15 protein-coding genes are annotated in these 22,458 nt (G+C 39.4%); 4 read left to right on the forward strand and 11 right to left on the reverse strand.

The genetic code is table 11. The features are described 5' to 3' along the window. Window positions 1–65: 65 nt before the first annotated feature. The 5 genes from AC0VYO_RS16985 to AC0VYO_RS17005 form a co-directional block, all read right to left on the reverse strand. Window positions 66–2,282: a LamG-like jellyroll fold domain-containing protein gene (locus AC0VYO_RS16985; RefSeq protein WP_475367850.1), complete on the reverse strand. Its 2,217-nt coding sequence runs from the start codon at window positions 2,280–2,282 to the stop codon at window positions 66–68. An 80-nt stretch (window positions 2,283–2,362) separates the two neighbouring features. Continuing rightward, complete coding sequence (locus AC0VYO_RS16990; protein WP_475367851.1) at window positions 2,363–3,961, reverse strand: ABC transporter substrate-binding protein; 1,599 nt, start codon at window positions 3,959–3,961, stop codon at window positions 2,363–2,365. Window positions 3,962–4,066: 105 nt separating this feature from the next. Beyond that, window positions 4,067–4,984, reverse strand: coding sequence for a carbohydrate ABC transporter permease (locus tag AC0VYO_RS16995; RefSeq protein ID WP_404681227.1), 918 nt, complete (start codon window positions 4,982–4,984; stop codon window positions 4,067–4,069). Window positions 4,985–4,997: 13 nt separating this feature from the next. Next, window positions 4,998–5,954: an ABC transporter permease gene (locus AC0VYO_RS17000; RefSeq protein ID WP_394176328.1), complete on the reverse strand. Its 957-nt coding sequence runs from the start codon at window positions 5,952–5,954 to the stop codon at window positions 4,998–5,000. Window positions 5,955–6,332: 378 nt separating this feature from the next. Then, a complete protein-coding gene (locus AC0VYO_RS17005; protein ID WP_475367852.1) occupies window positions 6,333–7,202 on the reverse strand; it encodes an alpha/beta fold hydrolase in 870 nt (289 codons plus the stop codon). A gap of 293 nt (window positions 7,203–7,495) precedes the next feature. On the opposite strand from AC0VYO_RS17005, the gene AC0VYO_RS17010 reads away from it, so the two are divergent. Beyond that, window positions 7,496–8,857: a trypsin-like peptidase domain-containing protein gene (locus tag AC0VYO_RS17010; RefSeq protein WP_475367853.1), complete on the forward strand. Its 1,362-nt coding sequence runs from the start codon at window positions 7,496–7,498 to the stop codon at window positions 8,855–8,857. A 280-nt stretch (window positions 8,858–9,137) separates the two neighbouring features. Here the strand turns inward: AC0VYO_RS17010 and AC0VYO_RS17015 are convergent, their stop codons facing one another. Continuing rightward, window positions 9,138–9,710 carry a TetR/AcrR family transcriptional regulator gene (locus AC0VYO_RS17015; RefSeq protein WP_475367854.1) on the reverse strand — a complete coding sequence of 191 codons (573 nt, stop codon included), beginning with the start codon at window positions 9,708–9,710 and terminating at the stop codon, window positions 9,138–9,140. A gap of 759 nt (window positions 9,711–10,469) precedes the next feature. Here AC0VYO_RS17015 and AC0VYO_RS17020 point away from each other — a divergent pair. After that, window positions 10,470–12,038: a high affinity choline transporter 1 gene (locus tag AC0VYO_RS17020; RefSeq protein WP_194219616.1), complete on the forward strand. Its 1,569-nt coding sequence runs from the start codon at window positions 10,470–10,472 to the stop codon at window positions 12,036–12,038. 766 nt (window positions 12,039–12,804) lie between these two features. On the opposite strand, the gene betA is transcribed toward AC0VYO_RS17020, so the two are convergent. Together betA and betB are read right to left on the reverse strand one after the other, a co-directional pair. Continuing rightward, entirely contained in the window at window positions 12,805–14,487 is a 1,683-nt protein-coding gene (gene betA, locus AC0VYO_RS17025) for a choline dehydrogenase (protein WP_194219116.1), read from the reverse strand. A 171-nt stretch (window positions 14,488–14,658) separates the two neighbouring features. Next, the gene (betB, locus tag AC0VYO_RS17030; protein WP_475367855.1) at window positions 14,659–16,131 is read right to left on the reverse strand and encodes a betaine-aldehyde dehydrogenase; all 1,473 of its coding nucleotides are present in this window, start codon (window positions 16,129–16,131) and stop codon (window positions 14,659–14,661) included. A 286-nt stretch (window positions 16,132–16,417) separates the two neighbouring features. On the opposite strand from betB, the gene cudC reads away from it, so the two are divergent. After that, window positions 16,418–16,969: a choline uptake/conversion transcriptional regulator CudC gene (gene cudC, locus AC0VYO_RS17035; protein ID WP_194219114.1), complete on the forward strand. Its 552-nt coding sequence runs from the start codon at window positions 16,418–16,420 to the stop codon at window positions 16,967–16,969. Window positions 16,970–17,146: 177 nt separating this feature from the next. Then, window positions 17,147–18,025 carry a glycine betaine ABC transporter substrate-binding protein gene (locus AC0VYO_RS17040; RefSeq protein ID WP_475367856.1) on the forward strand — a complete coding sequence of 293 codons (879 nt, stop codon included), beginning with the start codon at window positions 17,147–17,149 and terminating at the stop codon, window positions 18,023–18,025. 836 nt (window positions 18,026–18,861) lie between these two features. On the opposite strand, the gene AC0VYO_RS17045 is transcribed toward AC0VYO_RS17040, so the two are convergent. From AC0VYO_RS17045 to AC0VYO_RS17055, 3 genes are all read right to left on the reverse strand, one after another. Then, window positions 18,862–20,241 (reverse strand): MFS transporter, encoded by a 1,380-nt coding sequence (locus tag AC0VYO_RS17045; protein ID WP_475367857.1) that lies wholly within the window; start codon window positions 20,239–20,241, stop codon window positions 18,862–18,864. A 134-nt stretch (window positions 20,242–20,375) separates the two neighbouring features. Further along, the gene (locus tag AC0VYO_RS17050) at window positions 20,376–21,131 is read right to left on the reverse strand and encodes an N-acyl homoserine lactonase family protein (protein ID WP_226615005.1); all 756 of its coding nucleotides are present in this window, start codon (window positions 21,129–21,131) and stop codon (window positions 20,376–20,378) included. A 155-nt stretch (window positions 21,132–21,286) separates the two neighbouring features. Next, window positions 21,287–22,441 carry a glycerate kinase gene (locus tag AC0VYO_RS17055; protein WP_475367858.1) on the reverse strand — a complete coding sequence of 385 codons (1,155 nt, stop codon included), beginning with the start codon at window positions 22,439–22,441 and terminating at the stop codon, window positions 21,287–21,289. Between the last annotated feature and the right edge of the window lie 17 nt (window positions 22,442–22,458).

The following is a 22,458-nucleotide window of genomic DNA, read 5'->3' on the forward strand; positions in this document are numbered from 1 at the left end:
TGACATATCCATTCCGGCAACTTTGGTTATCAGCTTTTATCCATGTGACGCCAAGGTAGATTGTGTTAAAATGCTGGACCCATCTCCCAAACTTCCATCGACTTCACTGTTACCGAATCATTCGCCCATATTTCTAATCCTAATGCTTCGATATCAGGGTATACTCTCGTCGTTATACTTTTTAACTTATTGGCATAACACTCGACGATCGAACAGTCGACGTAAATATGGAGCTTTAACTGCTCTCCATTTAGTAGAAGCTTTCCACCTTGAGCTTGAGCAGGGCTTGAATCATTTGTTTTCTTTATAACATTCAACGTCTCTTCTCGACTGTTATAAGAAAGCAGTGTTTCGACATTCCCACAATCAGACTTTAAAACCTTTACACCATATTCACTTGCAACGTCACCTTGAAATTCAACACAGATCTCAAGCATATTCCCTTTCACATGAGCTAAGATGCGATTGGTTTCTTCAACGGATAGATTTTCTAACGAAACGAGTTTTTCCTTACGGAGCTTTTTTAATTCTTCGATCGGCTTCACACCTAATCTTCCATCGTCTCGTAACCAAAGTTGAACAGGAAGACCGCCATTATGTGCCCATCCAGCTTCATATTCATCTTTAAGCGAACGCCTTCCCTGGGCGATTGTAAACAAAAGCAACCGACCGGTTTTGGGATCAATCATGGCACTTGGTCCTGTAAAGTGAAAATCCCCTACATCAATGAGCTGTGGTTCCTTCTGATCTGGTACAAATCGACAATGTTGTTTATCCCATCTCCCAATCCAATAGAACACTTCTACATCCGCGTCTTTTCCAACAGGACTAATGATAAAAAGATGCTTTCCTTTCCCAATGGGAAGTAAAATCGGCAGTTCCCACACTTCACCTAGGAAAGGAAACTCTTGATCCTTATCATCATATAGAAGGCCTTTACATTCCCAATCTACTAAGTTATCAGAAGTAAATATAATGGCTGCTCCACACACCCCCTCTATACCAGTCCCAACAATTTGGTACCAAAGGTCTTCTTCTTTCCATACAAAAGGATCTCGAAACCCATCATGATGCAAGCCTAATCCTTTAGGCTGAACCGTTACGGGAACGGGATGCTTTCTCCATTTCTTTAAATCGATATCTTGATCTTCCCTAAACGTACTTCTTGCAAGACCTGTCATCTGATTTGGCTTCTTTGATGAATGACCTGCTGTAAAGTACAAAACGGGTAATCCATCTTCATCATAAGCGGCGTTTCCTGACCAAATCCCGTCCGGAGCTAAATCATCCGCTTCCGTTTCAATGGCAATAGGTAAATCGCGCCAATACACGAGATCATCACTCACCCAATGTCCCCACTGGATGTTACCCCAATAAGGGCCCTGTGGATTATGCTGATAAAACAAATGGTATTTCCCTTTGAAATAAAGTGGCGCATGTGGTTCATTCATCCAGTGACCCGGTGGTGTTAAATGAAACTTAGGTCGGAATGGGTCATGATCATAAATGCTTCGATCAATCGCAATTTCTTCATAAGGTAGGTGTGGAATCTCTCCTTTATAAGGTAATAGATAGTTAGTGAAGCTCGCTTTTATTTCCGAGTCATTTAATGCTCGATTATAGATCTTAATATCATCGATTAAACCACTGAACATATTCAATGAAAACACGCTTTCAATCGTAAGCGCATCATTGCTTTTACCTATCAAGAGCGCAACATGACTCACCGTCATAGAAACGTTTTGAGCGATTGTTTTCTCAGCGACTTTTTCACCATTAAGATACAATTGAATACGCCCTTCTTTACCGTTAAAGCTTGCTGCAAGATGAGACCACTTCAACTTCGGTAATGGACAATTATCTGCCCAAACTTCGATCCACTCATCTTCTACACCAAGTTGTAATGACCATTTCCCATGGCGATGAACACCAAGGATAAACCCTCGATTCATCTTTCTGTTATGTTGATTAACAATACCGGTTAACCGCTCATCCTCAATCCCGCCGAATGAACGTGGGGCTAGCCATGCCTCAATGGTAAACGCTTGTTCAATTGTAGGGACCCCTTCTTTACTTTCAACCCATGTTGAATAGCCATCAAATAAAAGTGCGTGGTTGTTGATTCCTTTTCGCCACTGAGGTTCATGAACAGGTGAATCGGAACGATCATTAAACACATAGTGAATAGGATTTGTACGAGAGCCGTCATGGACGTGCTTCCCTTCTCCTTCAGAGAATCCCCAATAAGCTATCAGTGATTTTTCCAATTCAACATTCAACATATTTAACACTCCCAGTTTGTAAAGAAAGTTAGAACATCTCAATCATGTTCTAACTTTCTTCATCATGCCTATTCTATTTTCTACTGATTCTTTTTAAAGCGATCCAATCCATCTTGGTAGATTTCCATTAAGCGACTTAGTCCCATGTCTTCAAGCTGCTTATTGTAGCTATCCCACTCCTCGTTTACGCCGCCTTCCATTAGCCACTGAGCTTTCTTCTGATTCGTAAATTCTTTAATATCTACTTCTAGACGATTAATTTCATCTAGTTCATCAGGACTAAAGAAGATTTGCGGGTAATTCTCTTCTTCAAGAAAAGGCGCATAGATCGAATTCAAATCTTCCAAACGCTGTTTTGCACGCGGTTCCATTTCAACAGATTCCTCAAAGTCTTCTTTCAAAATGGCTACTGGTCCATTTGGTGCTACCTTTTGTCTTAATTCACCCATCACCACATCATCGGGTTGTTCTTTCAATACGAGTTTTCCATCCTTTTCTTCAAAAATGGTACCAATTGGCCCCCAGTTAATTTGAGCTGACATTTGTGTTTCATATAACTGATCTACCCAACGCATCGTGATTTCTGGATTTGCATTTGCGGAAGTGATCGCAAACTCTCCACGAGAGTAGTCTGAGTAGTTGGATCGCCCAACAACTTGATCTCCATTCGGACCTTCAAACGGTGGTAAGAGGACATAATCATCTTTCAATTCTGGACCGACTACTTCTTCCGATTCCCACCAAATATAAGAACCATATTTTTCGTTTTTCCCTTTAGCAAAGTACTGAGAGACATCTTGAGTAAATGATTCTTTATCAATCAAGCCTTCTTCCATCCACTGATGATAATAGTCTATGGCTTCTTTATATTCCGGTTGAACAGCTGTATAGATCACTTCTCCATCTCTTACAATGCGATGATCAACGTTATCTGGCATATTAAATGCTGCAAACATATCGCCGAAGTTTCCAGTCCAGAAGTTGAACATAAAACTTAAAGGAACTTCATCCTGCTTACCATTTCCATTTGGATCTTTCTCTTTGAAAGCAACTAGAACATCGTGATACTCGTCAAGAGTCGTTGGCATTTCCAATCCTAACTCGTCTAACCAGGATTTATTAATCGTCATAAAGTTTGGTACAGCTCCAAGTCCAGCTTCCTCAGCACGAGGCAGCGTATAAATATGTCCATCAGGAGCAGTTACCATGCTCTTAAGTTCTGGCCTCTTCTCAAACAACTTTTGAATATTAGGCGCATGCTCTTCAATTAAATCCTCTAGTGGAATGAGCGTGCCATTCTGTCCATACTTCACAATGTCCAAATCCGTAAATTTCGCTGAATAAAAAGCGTCAGGCAAGTCACCACTTGCGAGCATCAAGTTTTTCTTTTCTTCATAACCATCATCCGGAATATTACTCCATTCAATTTTTACATTCGTCATATCTTCTAACGTATTGAAAATTTCCATCTTGTCGTATTTCGGTGCGAGCGGTGCTTTTGGTGATACAAATTCCAGGGTGACTTGATCATCTACAATTGGAAGCCCTTCTTTATTGAAATCAGCCGATTCGGCTTTCCCATCAGAACTACTATCTTTAGAAGAGCAAGCACTTAATACAAGAATGAAACAGAGTAACAAACATATGAAAGGAAAAGACCAACTTTTTCGTTTACCCATCACTAAATTCCCCCCGAATGGTTTTAATTTACGGCAATCACAAGCAATTTCAGTAAAGCCATTTGATCGGCGATCCACCTCCTAATAATGAAGTAAAGCAAATGGTTAACCTTTAATACTTCCAATTAAAGCTCCCTTTACGAAATACTTCTGTATGAAAGGATATAGAATTAACAGCGGTATAGCAGCAACAATAATGACACCATATTTGATTAAATCAGCAATTCTTTGCTGAGCAGCAAACGATTCAACATCGCCAACCATACTGGCAGAAGCTTCATTTTGAATAAGGATTGATCTTAAGATTAGCTGTAACGGATATTTGTCTTCATTATTTAGATAAATTAAAGCATCAAAGAACGAGTTCCAATGTGTAACGGCATAAAACAATACCATTACAGCGATAATCGGTTTCGACAGTGGTAACACGATCTTTAAGAAGAATTTCGTATTTGAGCACCCATCCATTTTGGCTGATTCTAACAATTCGTCTGGAATCGTCGACTGAAAGAACGTTCTTGCCACAATCAGGTTCCAAACCGCAACCGCCTTTGGAATAATGAGGGCCCACATCGTATCTACCATACCAAGGTTTTTAACGACTAAATAAGTTGGGATTAATCCCCCTGAGAAAAACATGGTGAAAACAAACAGAATCATGAAGAAATTTCTACCTACTAAATCTTTTCTCGAGAGCGCATAAGCTGCCATGAGGGTTAACGTAACATTCACTAATGTTCCAACGACGGTGTACAGCACCGTATTTTTATAACCTGTCCAAATCCGATTATCTTGAAAGATTCGTTCATATCCTTCAAAGGTGATTCCCTGAGGCCAAAACCATACATCGCCATTGTAGACGCTATCAGGGTTACTAATCGAAGCGATGATAATAAAATACAGCGGGTACAAAACGACGAGTGAGAGTGTCGTAAGAAAGAGGAAGTTGATGAGATCAAATATCTTATCCTCTTTCGATTTTCTTGACCATAATTTCGAACGATTCATCACAAATTGAGTCATAACTTACTCCCCCTTACCATAGCCCTGAACCGGATAATTTCTTGGCAGCCCTATTAACTGCCCACAATAAGATAAAGTTAATCACTGCGTTAAACAATCCAACCGCTGCCGCAAAACTGTACTGAGCACTCTGTAAACCTACTTTATACACATAAGTTGGGATAATCTCTCCTGCTGAGACATTCAACGGAGTTTGCATTAAATACGCTTTCTCAAATCCGATGTTCATTAGATTTCCTACCGATAGAACTAATAAAATCATCGCGGTAGGCAAAATCGCTGGAATATCGACATGAAGGATCCTCTGCCATTTATTTGCTCCATCCATAATTGCTGCTTCATGAACTTCTGGACTAACACCAGCTAACGCTGCAAGATAAATGATCGCTGCCCACCCTGTCTCCTGCCACAAGCCTGAAGAAATGTAGAGTGGTTTAAACCAACCTGCCTGTGACATAAAATGAACAGGTTCGGCACCAAAAATCATGAGGAAATTGTTTATTAAACCGTTCGGTGAGAAGAAAACATACACCATACCTACAAGAACAACGACCGAAATAAAGTGAGGAGCATAGATAACAGTTTGAACGAATTTTTTGTAACGCTGATTTCTTAACTGATTTAAAAGAAGAGCAACCATGATCGGTAACGGAAAGCCAAATAATAATTGCAGCACACTGAGCTCGAGGGTGTTCTCTAACAGAGTCCAGAACTGAAAGGAATTGAAGAAACGTTCAAAGTGCTCAAAACCAACCCAGGGACTTCCTGAAACCCCCAATGTGGGCATATAATCTTGAAACGCAATGAGGACACCGTACATAGGGACATAGTGGAAGACAATGAAGTAAATTAACGTAGGAAGTAGAAATAAGTACAATTCATAGTTATGTAAAACCTTTTTCCAGGAGCTGTTGACCTTTGGGACACTACGGACATTTCTTCTAGGTAACGCTCTAAGTTTCGTCTCCATAATCTCTCCTCACCTATAATTAATCGTTTACGTAATCGATTACTTTTTCTAGTAAAAAAAATGAATGTTCCTTGATTATTCACTTAATTGGTTCATTATCGAAGAAGAACGACTCATTTAATCGTTTACGTAGATGTTTTGATTAATATTATTGTAAGCGGTTTCTCAAATAGTGTCAACTGATTTTAGAAAATTAAAATAAATGGTTTTTCGGTATTTGGATTTGAGGTGAGTAGAGTCCCACGCTCTGTTTTACTGTCTGTAATTAATGATCTTTAATATCGAAAAATGTTTTTAAATACTAATTCGTTTATTTGGTTTCATTAATTTAGTAGAGTAGAAAAGAAGGCTGCCCCTTATCAGGGACAGCCTTCTACATCATTTCTTACCTTTTAAAAAGTCGCGCATATAGTGGTTAACCACTTCCGGTTTTTCGTGATGCGGGGCATGGCTTACGCCTTCCATTCGGTGAATTGTAAGATCACTAACATACTCTTCTAACCCGTCCAGATTGCTGTTTTCAAAAGCGGGATCTGCATCGCCCCAAATGATTAACGTTGGCGAATCAAACATTTGATACGGAAGTTCCAATGGTTTTTGTACGTGCTCTTCGAACGGATAGAAAGAAATAGCCCGGTAATAATTAAGCATTGACTCCATCGCATCTGGCTGTGTCCACGCCTCTATGTATTTCTCCTCATCCTGTTCGGTTAAATAACCTTTTTTCTTTCCAGGAATCGTCATCATCTTTCTTAAGCGCTCTGCATTATTTTCAATCAGCGCCTCATGAGAATCAGGTCGCTGGAAAAATGCCATATAACTACTATCTTCTCTTTGCCCTGGGTTCTCTGCTAGCTCTCGTCTAAATGTATACGGGTGAGGCGCATCGAACATGATTAGTTTGTTCACATATTCAGGTGCGGTGTAAGCCAACGTCCATGCGACCGCTCCGCCCCAGTCATGAGCGACTACAACGCAGTCCTTCTCCCCAAACGATTCAATCAACTGTTTTACATCCTCGACTAGAATGGACATATCATATGAAGAAACCCCTTCAGGTTTGTCAGATACGTTGTACCCTCTCATATCAACAGCTACGACACGGTAATCCTTCGAAAACTCTTCCATTTGATGATGCCAGTTGTACCAGAAATAAGGGAAGCCATGGAGAAACAGCATTAGTTCGCCTTCTCCTTCTGTTACGTAATGAAGGTTGACATCATTCACTTTCACAAAGCCATCTTTCATCATTTGATCCACCCTTTCTTATAAAGACTTCTAACATCGAGACACTTTACTCCTCTTCTATTTGATGCGCAATTAGGAGGTCTCGTTTTCTGGATAAATAGGAAATATAACCTAATAAGAGTGGAGTAAAAGTGTGATGAAATTCCTACTAAACTGAGTGAGTACAAATTCAAATGATCGTCTGTTCTCTTTCACTGTTTCTACATTACTTCCTATATATTCTATTTTTGACCCCTCTCATACTTTTAATTAAGGTATAATAATCAACAAAGAATATGAAGGAGGAGATGATTATGTTTTGTCCAAAGTGCGGGACGAAAAACATAGAAAATGCTCGGTTTTGCAGCCAGTGTGGCCACTCTTATACGAGATATCAGCAGAGAAACCGATGGTGGTTGACTGGTATCATCCTTACCTTTTTATTAATGAGCGGTGTCTTTATTTACGCTTTCGTTCTTGATAAAGAACGAACGAAAGAAACGATTCAAACCCCAGTCGAAAAAATCGCTGAGTCTACGAAACTAGTAGAAGATGAAAAAGAAGCAAGTGCAACCACATCACCAAACGTTACTCAGAAAAAAAGCACGACAGAACAGAAAGTTCCTTCCCCTCAAACATCCACAGAAAAAGATAAGAAAGAAATCATACGTGAAGCACAAACAAGAGTGTATACCATTTTAACGGAGGATAGTCTCGGGTCTGGCTTCTTGTTTCAGGATAATGGAACAGTTGTAACCAATGCTCATGTGGTGGCTGGCTATATTGATGTCATCTTGCGCGATCAGAATGGCCAAGAAATGAGTGGCAAGGTGATTGGCATCTCTAATCAGTATGATGTCGCTTTAATTGAAGTACAGAATTTAAAAGGTACTTCTCCTTTGGAGATGGAAATGAAAGAATCAGAAGTTGGAACAGAAGTAATCGCACTTGGAAGCCCCCAAGGGTTAGAAAACACAGCATCAATCGGATATCTCACCGGGCTTGACCGTTCATTTGCATCCGAATTTCAATACGAAAACGTCTACCAAATCGATGCCCAAGTTTCACCCGGGAGCAGCGGAGGTCCATTGTTAGATGGAAAGACAGGAAAAGTGATTGGCATCAACTCCGCCCTTTTAACGAGCGATGAGTCGATTGCCTTCTCAATCCCAATATACACAATGACGGATCTCTTAACAAACTGGTCGCAATCGCCAATGGATGAAAATGAAGTCGCCAGCACCTTTAACTTCTACAATGAGGTTTCAGCGTATGATGAATATGCAGAAGAGGAAGAAGACACGTACGATGTTCCATATGATGAAGCAAGGCTCGCTAACTTTATCATCAATTTTAGAGGGAACTATGAAACGGCATTGCGAGACGAAAACTTTGGTTATATTGAAGACCAGCTTTTGTATGACAGTCAGGCCTATCATGAAATGGCTAACTATCTAGACGAGATAAGCGGTCAGGGAATGATCTTTAAATTCACGTTAAATGATGTAACCCATATTGACATGCAGACTGATCAAGCGATCGTGAGCACCTATGAAGTTTTTGATTTTATGAATGCGGCTGGGGAATGGAGCATGTATGAACGAACTAAGGACTATTATGTTGTGACAGATGAATATGGGGATTATAAGATTAAGCATATTGAGATATATCAATGAATTGATGAGGGGTGAGTTGCGCCACACTTCTACTCTTTTCTCGTCTTGCTTACCCCTCCATTAATCGCCCGAGAAATGCAAACCTGACAGGGAATAGAGAAACCGATCAGACTAATTTATAGACCGATCGGTTTCATAAGACCATTTTTAATTCGTCGGCTATTTATTATTATTTACTTAGTCATTAAACCAGCAAATGTTAAAGTTTCTTTTCTCTCTAAGCATATAGAGACAAGCAACCTCTTAATTGATTTTGAACCGTTCTCCTAGTAAATAATTTCTAACACCCTTGAATTCCTCTCCAGAAAATTCGCCAGGCGTTTTGAAGACGCTCCTCATGTTCCACTTTCGAATAATAAAAAAGCTGTTCAAACGTGCCATCAAGGAGGCATATATAAGCATCGATTACCTCATCTTGTTCCGCCTGAATGTCTCCTTTTTGCTTCCCTTCTTTTACGATAGCAATCAATACATCCCTTAGTGCTTCCTCTGATTTAATAAATTGTTCATTAAGTGTATCTTTTAATACTAGTGGTGGGAAAAGCATGAACCTCTTAAATAGAAGTCCAAGATCTTCACTTTCAAGATAAGTTGAATGGTCTTTCAACAAGCAATATAACTGCCGATCCGTGGTCATGTTGCGATAATTATGTACTTGCAGTTCTAGAAAATCCCGATAATCTCGATTCACTTTTTGGAGGATAGCAAGAAATAGATCTTCCTTACTATCAAAATGAGCATATAATGAAGGTTTTTTAATCCCGACACTTTTAGCAATTTTGCTCAATGATGTTCCTTCAAAACCTTTTCTCGCAAACATGGGCAGAGCTGCTCGTTCTATACGTTCACTCATAGGCGACTTGGTAGATGGCATTTACGATCCCTCCTTACATATTTCAGACTTATAAGCTCATTTGTAGCATCATTTACCCCTATTATCTTCTCTTTCATATATGATGTAACTTTCATGAATTGCTTCATCACTAGCCCTATTTCCACTACTCACTGTGCTCTCGAGCCAACAGAAAAAAATTCCTTATCAGAATTAAAATTTACTTTGTTAAATATTTTCTTAACAATTCCAACAACCTTAAATGCTATCATTTAAGGTTTTATCTGTCAAAAGGGTTCAAATGCTTCTTCTAAAACTAGGTTTTCAGTATGGAGAATAAGAATGAATAAGATGGTCAGGAAGGTGAATCCGTCGAGGAAATCAAACGCATAAATCCACTAAGCTGGTTGACCATTCTATTAGGAAAATGAAGTGAAATTAGCCACCCTCTATATTTGTGTACATTTGACAAAGAAATCTAATCATGTAATATTTATTATTAAATACGTTAAGAAAATATTTAACATAATTAATTTTGAATGGAAGGGGAAACTGGAAAGTGAAGGAAGTAAATGATAAAGCAACGGAACAACTCCCTTAAGTTTGAGAAGTAAAAAATCAATAATAAAGAAGAAAGTAAAAAGAAAGCGGGGAGCGAATACGATTTGAATCGAAGCTTAAAAAAGGTTTTAACTTAAAATTTTCTTGAGGTGAAGGTATTTGAGTGAAAAAAAAGGAAATCTACTAAAAATCGGTACATTTGTAGCAGCCATATTGGTGATGTTTATTTATTTAGGAACGACTAGTTCTAATATTAACTGGGGATCATTTATTGCTATGTTAGTATTTTACGGAGTAATCTATTATATTGGGGCATTCATGGCTAGTGGTAAATCTGAATCTGCATCAGATATGATGGTAGCGAAACGCTCTTTACCACTATGGATTTCAATGTTTACAATGGCCGCAACCTGGGTTGGCGGCGGTTACATATCTGGTACAGCAGAATCAACATATTCACTTGGTTTAGCATGGGCTCAGGCCCCGTGGGGTTATGCGCTAAGTTTAATTATCGGTGGTATCTTCTATGCTAGAAAAATGCGTCGATACGAATTTATGACAATGATTGATCCACTTGAACAGCGATTCGGAAAAAAAGTGGCTGGTGTCTTATATCTCCCCGCTCTATTAGGTGAAGTTTTTTGGAGTGGTGCGATCTTAACAGCTTTAGGAACAACTTTTGGAACGATTCTAGGATTAGACTTTCAAACATCTATTATTCTATCAGCTATTATTGCAGTTGCGTATACTGTCGTAGGAGGCATGTGGTCAGTAGCATTTACAGATGTTTTTCAAATGCTCGCTGTCATGATAGGACTGTTCTTAGTACTTCCATTTGCCCTGTCAGAAGTAGGCGGATTAAGTTCGGTTTGGAACCACTATCAATCAGATATGGGGAGCTATGCAAGTCTCTTCCCTCCATTAGACGGGTGGAAAGATCCTGAGTGGGGGAACTATTATTGGAATTGGTGGGACTTTGCTTTGCTACTTATATTCGGTGGTATACCATGGCAGGTCTATTTCCAACGCGTTCTTTCAGCTAAATCGGAGAACACTGCCATGTGGCTTTCAATCATAGCAGGGTTTATCTGTATTATTGCAGCGATACCGGCCGTTATTATCGGTGCTATCGGATTGGATACAGATTGGGCAAGTCTCGGTGTAAACGCACCTGATAATCCATCTATGATCCTTCCTTTTGTCTTGCAATATTTAACGCCTGATATTATCGGCGCAATTGGATTGGGAGCTCTTGCCGCAGCCGTAATGTCATCAATGGATTCTTCCATTCTTTCAGCATCTTCAATGGCTGCTTGGAATGTGTATCGACCACTTTTCAAACCTAATGCATCAAGCGATCAACTTAAGAAAATGATTAAGCGCTCGATCATCCTGGTTGGAATTGCAGCCACCATCATTGCACTAAATGTTCAAAGTGTTTACGCTTTATGGTATCTTGCTGCAGACCTTGTTTATGTTATTTTATTCCCTCAGTTAACAACCGCTTTATTCTTTAAAGATGCGAATAAATATGGTTCGATTGCAGGTTTAATCGTTTCTTTCATACTTCGAATAGGTGGCGGAGAACCAATCATTGGACTCCCAGTCTTCCTGCCATATCCTATGATCGAAGATGGTGTGGTACTGTTCCCATTTCGAACACTTGCAATGGTTGCAGGCTTAGTAACGATTATCGTTGTATCTAAAATGACCAAGAAAATGTGTCCACCTAAACCTCTCTTGATGCCAGAAGAGAGAGAGAACGGTAATGAGAAGATTGCTTCATAGGTCTAAGAGTGAGATGACGGTTATGATTTATATCGACTCAATCGTCATTCATAACCTTGATTTAGGATAGTACATTAAGTAGCAAACGGCTTACTTCATTAACTTTAATGAAGTAAGCCGTTTTTTTGTTATTATTCTTCCATTAGTTATTAAATTAGCGATATAAGAGAAGAGTGAATCATCAATAAGGATTAGCACTGGACTTCTAAACAACACATGGTGGCATACAAGATACTTAGCCACTAATTAGGGATAATTCTTCTACTTACAATATTGTTTCTTGAGAGGACCGCTGAAGTGTTGTTGCACCTTAAGAGTTACAGACATTTGATTAACTAGAATTGCTAAGTATTCTTCAGATGAGCACATCTCAATCAATAGGTGTCTGCTACTACCCACATAACTGGATGACTATCCCTCTCTTTATAGCGTTATTCTGCTTAAAGAATACCTCGCACTCCCAACTTAATGCTTCTTAAATTTAGAGGCATTTCTTTCTAGATGAACGAATTTCAAAAAAACCTTTACTCCTCTTTACTTTTAACTTTTCAAATCATCTACATCCGCCTATTAACCACTTAAAATTGCGGACGCGGTTTTAGGAAAACGAAAAAATCTTAAACCTTTCTAGCTGAATCGGATTTATAACTGACCTATTTTCTTGAAAACTTGTGTTTATTTAAAAAGATAAAAAAGAAGGCACTCTCTCATAAATGTATGCTTCACGAGCACATACACTTTGAAAGAGGCCTTCTCATAGAAAGCGTTATTTAGTTACTGTTCCAGCATCTGCCGGATGAACGCCATGACGATAGAAATCAGCATCAATAGGATCAAGCGGTTTACGACCAAGGATGAGGTCTGCTGCCTTTTCCGCTAACATCAATACAGGTGCATGGATGTTGCCGTTTGTAACGTAAGGCATGGCAGATGCATCGACCACTCGTAGATTTTCCACTCCGTGAACTTTCATCGTTTCTGGGTCCACAACAGCCATAGGATCTGACTTTGGCCCCATTTTGCATGTACATGATGGGTGAAGTGCCGTCTCAGCATCTTCTTTCACCCATTCAAGGATTTCCTCGTCTGTTTTAACAGAAGGTCCAGGGGAAATTTCGCCGCCATTATATTTCTTTAAGGCTGGTTGAGACATAATATTACGAGTAACTCTTATCGCTTCCACCCACTCGCGTTTGTCCTGTTCAGTAGAAAGGTAGTTGTAAACCATGCTCGGATGCTCTTTAGGATCTTTCGAGCGAATCTTTAATGATCCGCGTGCATCAGAGTACATAGGTCCGATGTGTACTTGGAAGCCATGTTTTGTAGCTGCTTTTTGACCATCGTAACGTACCGCTACAGGAAGGAAGTGGAACATCAAGTTCGGATAGTCAACATCCTCGTTAGAACGAACGAATCCCCCACCTTCAAAGTGGTTTGTCGCCGCAGGGCCCGTACGGTTTAGCATCCACTGCAAGCCAATCCAAGGCATACGCGCTTTACTTAGGTTAGGCTGTTCAGAAACAGGCTCTGGACATGTGTGTTGCACATAGACTTCGAGGTGATCCTGAAGGTTTTCGCCTACACCAGGAAGGTCTACGATCGGTTCGATGTCAAGAGAGCGAAGATGTTTAGCATCCCCAATACCTGCTAGTTGAAGCATTTGCGGCGTTGCTATCGCACCGCCTGAAAGAATTACTTCACCTGCTTCAACTTGATGGGTTTTTCCGTTTCGACGATACGTCAATCCTTTGGCACGGGTACCATCGAAGTCGATGCTCGAAACAAAAGCACGCGTTCTAACCGTTAAGTTCTCACGATCCATAAATGGATGTAGGTAGGCACGTGAAGCGGACAGACGTTGACCTTTGTACACATGCTTATCAAATGGGCCGAAGCCTTCCTGACGAAAGCCGTTCACATCTGGAGTGCGTGAATAACCAGCTTCTACACCTGCATTGAAGAATGCCTGGAATAATGGATTTTTGGCAGGTCCGCGTTCTAATTTGATCGGACCGTCGTGACCGCGAAGATCATCATCCGGTGATGCCAGAGCATTTTCCAAACGCTTGAAATATGGAAGGCAGTGCGCAAAATTCCACGCTTCCATGCCAGTGTCAGCTCCCCATCGTTCATAGTCCATCGGATTTCCGCGTTGATAGATCATACCGTTAATAGAACTAGAACCGCCGAGCACCTTTCCTCTAGCATGTGGGATATTCCGTCCCTTCATGTATGGCTCAGGGTCCGTCTCGTATTGCCAATCGTAGAGATCTTTACCAGATGGAAAAGGTAGAGCAGCTGGCATTTGAATCAGGAGATCCCATGAATAATCACTTCGTCCCGCCTCTAATATAAGCACACTTTTCTTTCCATCTTCACTTAGACGGTTGCCGAGTACAGAACCCGCACTACCGCCACCAACGATTACATAATCATATGATTCAGTCATACTCTGTTCCTCCTTGATGTTGATATAGGAAAAAAGGTATTCAGACAATAAACGCAATGCCCGGTATCTTTTCATCCCTATTACATGTATTTTCTAGTTTGCTATTCTTTATGTTTAGCTGATTTCTCAGCTTGATTTCATCTTATAGAATGGTAAGAAGAGATCGTTCTCTTAGAACCAGTTCAACGTTTCAGGCTTAAGGTTTTGGAAGATATGCTTTGTTTCTGTATATTCTTCCATCCCTAATTTACCTAGTTCGCGCCCAATACCAGATTGCTTATATCCACCCCACGGTGCGTGTGGGAAATAAAGGTTGAATTCATTGATCCACACAGTACCCATGCGCATTTTCGCTGCACAGCGTTCAGCTTTTGCAATATCGTTTGTAAAGACGCCGCCAGCAAGTCCGTAGATCGAGTCATTCGATAGGTTGACCGCTTCTTCTTCTGTACGGAATTTCTCAACCGTAATAATCGGACCAAAGCCTTCATCTTGTACAACACTCATGTCTGTTGTGCAATCTGTGAAGATCGTAGGCAAGTAGAAGAAGCCTTTTTGCAATTCAGGATCTTCTGGGCGTTTGCCGCCGACTGCTACTGTAGCACCTTCTTGAACCCCTGCTTCTACATACTTTTCTACTTTCGCAAGGTGTTCTGCTGAAATAAGAGGACCCATTTGAGTATCTTCATTAAATCCGCTTCCTAGTTTGAATTTCTTCACTCGCTCAACAAGCGCGTTAACGAACTTATCGTGAATGCTTTCTTCTACAATCAGTCTTGTACCAGCGGAACAAATTTGTCCTGCGTGGAAGAATACTCCGTTTAACGCTTGATCCACTGCAATATCAAAATCAGCATCAGCGAAAATAACATTCGGGTTTTTCCCGCCAAGCTCAAGTGCAAGTTTCTTCACATTCACGCTTGCAGCTTGCATAATTTTCTTTCCGGTCACAATGCCGCCTGTGAATGAAATAAGGTCTACATCCGTGTTACTGGACAGCTCTGCGCCAATTGTATCGCCAGCTCCAAGAACCAGGTTTGCAACACCGGCAGGCACTCCCGCCTCTTCCATCAGTTCAAATACTTTTATATGAGTAAGCGGTGTAATTTCACTTGGCTTTATGATCAACGTATTACCAGTCGCAAGCGCAGGAGCTAGTTTCCAGGACGCTTGAAGGAGAGGATAATTCCAAGGAGTAATTTGGCCACAAACACCAACTGGTTCACGGACCACTTTACTGATCGAGTTAGGTACTGGAGAATCGATTAGCTCTCCGCCATCTTTATCTGCTAGTTCAGCAAAATAACGAAATACTCCAGCGATATCATCCATGTCTCCACGGCTTTCTTCTACTGTTTTACCTGTATCCAACGATTCTAAGTGAGCTAGTTCTTCTTTGTCTCTTTCAATAAATTCAGCAATTTTCCTTACGATAGCCCCTCGCTCAGTTGCTGGTGTAGAAGCCCATTCTCCGTTATCAAACGCTTCTCTTGCTGCAGCGATCGCTGCTTTTGCATCTGATTCATCGCCTTCCGGAACAGTAGCAATCACTTCCTGATTAAATGGATTAATAATTGTACGTGTATTCCCCGAGTTCGCTTCTACCCATTTACCATTTATGTATTGTTGTAGTTTTAGATTCATATCTATCAACTCCAATTTTTGAATTAGGTTAAGTTTGTTAAGAATTTATTTAACACACTTAACGTTAACACGTCATTTTAAGGCTGTCAAAATAAATTAACATGTAAAGTTTAGAAAGAATAAGGCTGAAATGGAAAGGCTATAATTAATAATGTAGTAATCATTTATAATAGATAAAGTGAGAATCTTATATTTGACATTTCATCTGAACAAGTTAACATTAAGTTCGTAAAGAAAATTTGATAAATACTTAACACGATTTACTTTATATCGAAGGAGCGACCTAATGAGTGAATCTACTGAAAGACCCAAAGTGAAAATAGAAGAAGCCAAAGATAAAGTAATTGGCGCGATTGCGGAAACGATGGATTTATATGGGGTAACACCAGCTGCCGCTAATTTATACGCGACGATGTACTTTAAAGATCAAATGACACTTGATGAAATGCGTACGGAACTCGGTATGAGTAAACCAAGTATGAGTACGAGCGTCCGCAAGCTTCAAGAAATCGAAATGGTTAAAAAAACATTTACGCGAGGTTCTCGAAAACATACTTATGTAGCTGAGAAAAATTTTTTTCGTTCCTTTATGGCGTTCTATTGTCAAATGTGGGAACGCGAAGTGAAAATGAATTTGGAAGCAATTGAAGAAGCACAAGAAGATTTCATAGACGTTATAAAAGATTCCACCAGCACACCAGAAATCGTGGCAACAGCAAAAAAACACTATGATCAATTAGAAGAATCTAAAAAATACTATCACTGGTTGGATGACTTAGTTGAAAGTATAAAAAGCGGAAAGATATTCGAATTCTTACCAAAAGATCAACAAAGCTAATAATAAGTGATCAGGTAGCCTATAACTGAGCTACTATAGACTACCTGGTAATATCACTTTTCCACAATTACATATAAAAGTAGGCTTTGGTTTGTATTTTAGTTAAATAAATTCTTAACACATTTAACATAAAGGGTGTTGGAGTTAATAGACATAATAAATAGAGGAGTTTTCAACATGATTAAGGGGAAAAAGGGACTTAGTTTTATACTAGCCATTCTAATGGTTGCTGCACTGACTGCATGCGGAAATAGTAGCCAGGGTAAAGAATCTGAGGAAAAAGATAAAGATATAACAATTGGTCAAATTAGCTGGGCTGAAAACATCGCCGTAACGAATATGTGGAAAGTCATCTTAGAAGATAAAGGGTATAATGTGAAGTTTAACTACCTGAACATGGGTTCTACGATGACGGCTTTAGAAATGGGCGATCTCGATGCTAGTTTAGAAGTATGGTTACCTGTTCAAGATGCGAATTATTTGGAGGAATATCAAGATACGGTTAACTTCTCAGACGAGACTTGGTTTGACGAAGCAAAAGTAGGACTTGTTGTTCCAACCTATTTAGAAGACATTAATAGCGTGGAAGATTTAAATGAATATAAAGAACTGTTCAATAGCAAAATTGTTGGTTTTGACCCTGGCGCCGGTACAATGGAAGTTACCGAACAATTAATTAAGGATTATGATCTCGATTTTGAACTAGTACCTAGCTCTGAATCCGCCATGTTAGCCGAAATAAAAAAAGCAGTAAACGATAAAGAACCTATCGTAGCACCACTTTGGAGCCCACACTGGGTATTCTCCAAATATGACTTGAAATTTCTTGAAGATCCACAAAATACATTCGGTGGTGTTGAAAAAATTCATCATGCAACAAGACAAGGTTTTGAAGAAGATTATCCAGAAGTAAGCAAGTGGTTCAAAAATTGGAAGATGAATAATCAACAAATCAGCGAGCTTATTGACTACGTAGAAAGTAGCGAAGAACCTGCTGATGGGGCTCGGAAATGGGTTGAAGAGAATCAAGATTTGATTGATGAATGGGTAAACTAAAGTTATAAATAAAAGAAATAAAGAAGCTGCTCTCTCGTTTTTTTGGAGATCGGCTTTTTTTCTTTGAAATATTGTCGCAGGAAGGAAAGTTCTTATCAGTTCTTGCGAATCATAGCTCGGTTATTTTTCATTAATGAATTCAGCATGTTAAATGCTCCAGGTTCATTTTTTCTAGACTAATATAAAAGCAGGAGAGCTATCCCCGTGACTCAAAGATGAGAATAAAAGTATTGAAATATGAGTAAAAAGGTGTCGTCTTAAATAAAATTTCATCCTAACCGTTGAATATATTAATGCCAAATCTGCAAAACGCTTCTGACTGGTTCTGAATCTGAGATTAAGAATCACCTTAATAAACTGTGCTCTCTATTAAAGCCTCTTTTGGTAAACATAGTTTCTATAAGAGTGTAGGGATTTACTATCGAGGATGCTCGCTTTCCGTGGGGCGGGCGCTGAGCCTCCTCGGCGCACAAAAGCATTGCTCCAAGGAGGCCTCTCACCTGTCTTGCTAGTCCCGCAGGAGTCTAGCACATTCAGCTCCAATCAGCTAAGTGTGGTTTTCACACGAAAATTCTTTCAAAAGCAACGATCTTTGAGAAAAGAAACAAATTAAAAGTTTAGAAGTGGCGTCATAACGAAGTACGTCGCTCTCATTTTGGAGTAAAGCTCTAACTGCCCTTGATTGTATCCATAGACTCTAAGTATGGAGAATATCAATCAACGTGAAAAGCCCCCACTAATTTAATAATTCTTTTTCTACCACAGAAAAAAGCCCCTTTTAGGAGCTTATCAAACCCATTATATGAAATATTGGTAGAGAGTATATTTTAAAATGATTATTCAATTCCACATGATTCCTTTTTAACTAATGCCCAATCTTTTCCACGTTTTTCTCCCACAGTTTCTCTGGTAAATAGTAACGTTAATAAAAATGCTATAATCATGCAGCTTGCTAAGAAATATAAACCTGTTATATACCCCGAATATGAACTCCAACCTCCACCTTGATTAATCAAATACCCAAGAACTAATGGAGAAGCTGCCCCCAAGTACATTCCAGTCATTGCAATTCCCATTGCTGTTCCGGTGGAACCACTTTTTGCAGAATCAGTTATTAAAGAAAACACAACAGGGAAGATAGCATTTGTGCACATTCCAGCAAACAGCTGTATACCTATCAACCACATTAAATTTTCAGCGCTAAATTGAAATAATACTAAAGCCACTGACAACCATGCAAATGCAATTAGTAACGTTTTCTTTCGACCAATTTTATCAGAAATATTCCCCCAAAAAATTTGACCAATTCCTCCTGTAATCGTAAAAATCACTGACCATCCAGCTGCAGCTGCATAATCAAACTCACCAACAAATGCCAGGTATGGTGCTAACCAAAAATTTAATCCAGTAAACGCTGCTTGACCTAGAAGTACGCATAGCGTTCCTATTAAGATATTTGGATTTTTTAACAGCAATAATATATCACCTTTTTTGTTTTTTTTAACCTCTTTTTCATCTAGTGTAGGAGTAAAGTTCATATTTATTGCTGATTTTTCATACTTTTTAAAATTATCCGCTGTTGAAAACACCCAATAGGCTATATATATTGGGATCATTATTAAAGGTATTAATAGAAACGGCATTCTCCAATTCCCCTCAAAAACTACGAGAACAGCAGAGATTAACAAACCACTCAATAATGTACCCCAAGGGTATGCAGAATGATGTGCTCCAAGAGCAAACCCTCTTCTTTCTCTTGGCCACCATTCAGCAACGGTGCTTACTTCAATAGATTCACCAATTCCGCCAAACATATTTTTAATCATTTGAAGAACCACAAAACCTACTACTACAGAAGTAAGAGCAGAAATTCCTGTTAAAATAGAAAAAAGTGTATATCCTATAGCTATCCAAACTCCACTATACTTCCGAGCCCATCCCAATCCTTTTTTATCAGACCACGAAGCACCAAAAATAGATAAAATTCCTGTAGATACCATAATTAAGGAAACCATTTGTCCAACAACATCTGCTGATAGATTAAAGTCATCCACAATAGCAGGCATGACACGAAACATTATTTCTCTACTGGTAGCATTCATGGCAAAAATAAGCCACAAAAATCCTAAAGCGATCCAAGATAATGAGGGTGCAAATGCCGAAGGTTTTGAATCCGAGTAGCGATTTCCCTCAACCTTCTCAGCTGTATTTTTCATTACTTCCTCCTTTTAACATCCACATGGTGTTTGCCCTTTAAGTAAAGCATTTATTTCTCTAAACGTTTAAGTCAACATGTATAAATGCATTCTGAATTGGTGTTAGGTATAAGAGAAATGGTTTCGACATCACTCTATTTGTTAATAATCGGAAAGTTATTATTCTGATATTTTTTTATAGTATAATCGTGTCCAGGGATAATGAATTTCCCTCTTTTCCGAACCTCTTCCATTCCCTCATACATTTCCTTCGTACTCGTCACAATCCCAGCTGGTATATTCTCTTGAATATTGCAGAGTAAATTAGCGATATCTCCCGCTACACACACAGAACCTTCTTCCGTATCAACAATTACAGATTGATGACCTTCTGAGTGTCCTGTAGTTAAAAACACCTTTACACCAGGGGCTATTTCTTCTTCACCATCAACAAACCGCCAGTTAAGATAATTAACTGCACTAGAATCAAATAATTCCTTAAAATAAATCGATTCTTGACACGGAATTGGGTTATGGGAAGCTGCCCATTCTTTCTTCTGTACAACAAAGCGTGCATTTTTAAATAGGTTATTGTTTCCGCAATGATCATAATGGAGATGAGTATTTATAACAATGTCAACATCCTCCGGTCCCCAACCCACCCCTTCTTCTAAAGCCTTAATAATTGTTTCATCTTCCAGTTGACGACAAACCCCAATATGTTTATTCACCCACTCCAAATCATGGATGCCAGTATCTATTAGAATATTAACTCCGTTCCCTTCAAGAGCGGTAGACCATATCGGAATCCATAAATACTCCCCTACATCTTTTTGATAAGTTAAAGAGGATTTTTCTACATATAACTCTCCCATTTTCAAAGTAGTGATTTTCCATTTACTATCAATCATTTTTTTCCTCCTTTTAACTAGTTAGAGTAATTTCACATATAAATTCAGGTTATCAGTTGATAGCAGATACAAATATTTTCAGTAAATCAAAAGATAGTAACAGTCGAAGAGTATGGGGAATCGAATACTTTACTTTAGAGATTTATAGCGATTTATTAAGTACATTTCAATTCGGTTAACTGCTTGTAGAAAAAAGAGCGGACTATTTGCTCCGTGCTTGCTTCTAATAATTCTTTAACGCCCTCCACCGCTTCATTTAAGGTCATTGGTTTATTAACGATGCTGTTTATACTTACAACACCAAACTTATACAACTCTTCAATTCCAGCTCCCAAGGACCCTGCTATAATAATAGTTGGTACACCTTTTACGGAAGCAGTTTGTGCAACTCCCATCGGCGTTTTGCCGGAAGTTGTCTGTTCATCCACCTGACCTTCTCCCGTTAATACTAAATCAGAATCGATTAATGCATCACTAAATCGTATTTGTTCAAGAACCACGTCAATTCCTCGCTTCATGGTTGCTGGAAAAAAGGCTTGGAATGCTCCACCGATGCCTCCAGCAGCTCCTGCCCCAGAACGATTATGTAGATGAATGCCTGTTACTTTCTCTATTTCGTCAGCCCAATGAGTCATATTCTGATCCAACATTTCTACCATGTTATTGTCTGCACCTTTTTGAGGTCCAAATACCCGAGAGGCTCCCATTTCCCCCACCAATGGATTTTGCACATCAGAAGCAATGATGAAATCACAATCTTTTATCCTACTATCAAATGAGCTCACATCGATCCTATGAACCTTTCCTATTTCTCCACCCCCATATGAAATATCTTCACCTTTTTCATCTTGAACTTTCATACCTAGAGCTTGTAGCATCCCCACTCCACCATCATTCGTAGCAGATCCTCCTAATGCTAAAATAAAAGAAGTGAAACCATCATCTAATGCTTGCCTTATAAGTTGTCCTGTACCATATGTAGTTGTTTTCGAAGCAGAAAGTTCACCTTCAGAAACATATGAAAGTCCAGATGCTAGCGCCATCTCTATTACACATGTTACTCCATCACCTAAAACACCATACGAACCTGCAACCATTTTCCCCAGTGGGCCAACCACCGATACATCTACTACTCTTCCATTCGTTGAGGCGACAAGTGTGTCTAATGTGCCTTCTCCACCATCAGCAACTGGTAATAAAACTGTTTTAGCATTTGGGAATACCTTTAACACGCCATTATTAATAGCCTTTGCTGCTTGAACAGCATCCAGACTACCTTTAAAAGAATCCGGAGAAATGATAATTTTCATTATATACACCTCTATTT

The organism is Anaerobacillus sp. 63XJN7_4_ISO-PGPR-S23-413 (genome assembly GCF_056173725.1).

Coding starts and splice junctions, on each gene's coding strand:
- AC0VYO_RS17050 (WP_226615005.1), bottom strand. CDS start 21,131: ATGATTGATAGTAAATGGAAAATCACTACTTTGAAAATGGGAGAGTTA.
- AC0VYO_RS16985 (WP_475367850.1), bottom strand. CDS start 2,282: ATGTTGAATGTTGAATTGGAAAAATCACTGATAGCTTATTGGGGATTC.
- AC0VYO_RS17020 (WP_194219616.1), top strand. CDS start 10,470: ATGTTTATTTATTTAGGAACGACTAGTTCTAATATTAACTGGGGATCA.
- AC0VYO_RS17045 (WP_475367857.1), bottom strand. CDS start 20,241: ATGAAAAATACAGCTGAGAAGGTTGAGGGAAATCGCTACTCGGATTCA.
- AC0VYO_RS17040 (WP_475367856.1), top strand. CDS start 17,147: ATGATTAAGGGGAAAAAGGGACTTAGTTTTATACTAGCCATTCTAATG.
- AC0VYO_RS16990 (WP_475367851.1), bottom strand. CDS start 3,961: ATGGGTAAACGAAAAAGTTGGTCTTTTCCTTTCATATGTTTGTTACTC.
- betB (WP_475367855.1), bottom strand. CDS start 16,131: ATGAATCTAAAACTACAACAATACATAAATGGTAAATGGGTAGAAGCG.
- AC0VYO_RS17005 (WP_475367852.1), bottom strand. CDS start 7,202: ATGAAAGATGGCTTTGTGAAAGTGAATGATGTCAACCTTCATTACGTA.
- cudC (WP_194219114.1), top strand. CDS start 16,418: ATGAGTGAATCTACTGAAAGACCCAAAGTGAAAATAGAAGAAGCCAAA.
- AC0VYO_RS17010 (WP_475367853.1), top strand. CDS start 7,496: ATGTTTTGTCCAAAGTGCGGGACGAAAAACATAGAAAATGCTCGGTTT.
- AC0VYO_RS17015 (WP_475367854.1), bottom strand. CDS start 9,710: ATGAGTGAACGTATAGAACGAGCAGCTCTGCCCATGTTTGCGAGAAAA.
- AC0VYO_RS17000 (WP_394176328.1), bottom strand. CDS start 5,954: ATGGAGACGAAACTTAGAGCGTTACCTAGAAGAAATGTCCGTAGTGTC.
- betA (WP_194219116.1), bottom strand. CDS start 14,487: ATGACTGAATCATATGATTATGTAATCGTTGGTGGCGGTAGTGCGGGT.
- AC0VYO_RS16995 (WP_404681227.1), bottom strand. CDS start 4,984: ATGACTCAATTTGTGATGAATCGTTCGAAATTATGGTCAAGAAAATCG.
- AC0VYO_RS17055 (WP_475367858.1), bottom strand. CDS start 22,441: ATGAAAATTATCATTTCTCCGGATTCTTTTAAAGGTAGTCTGGATGCT.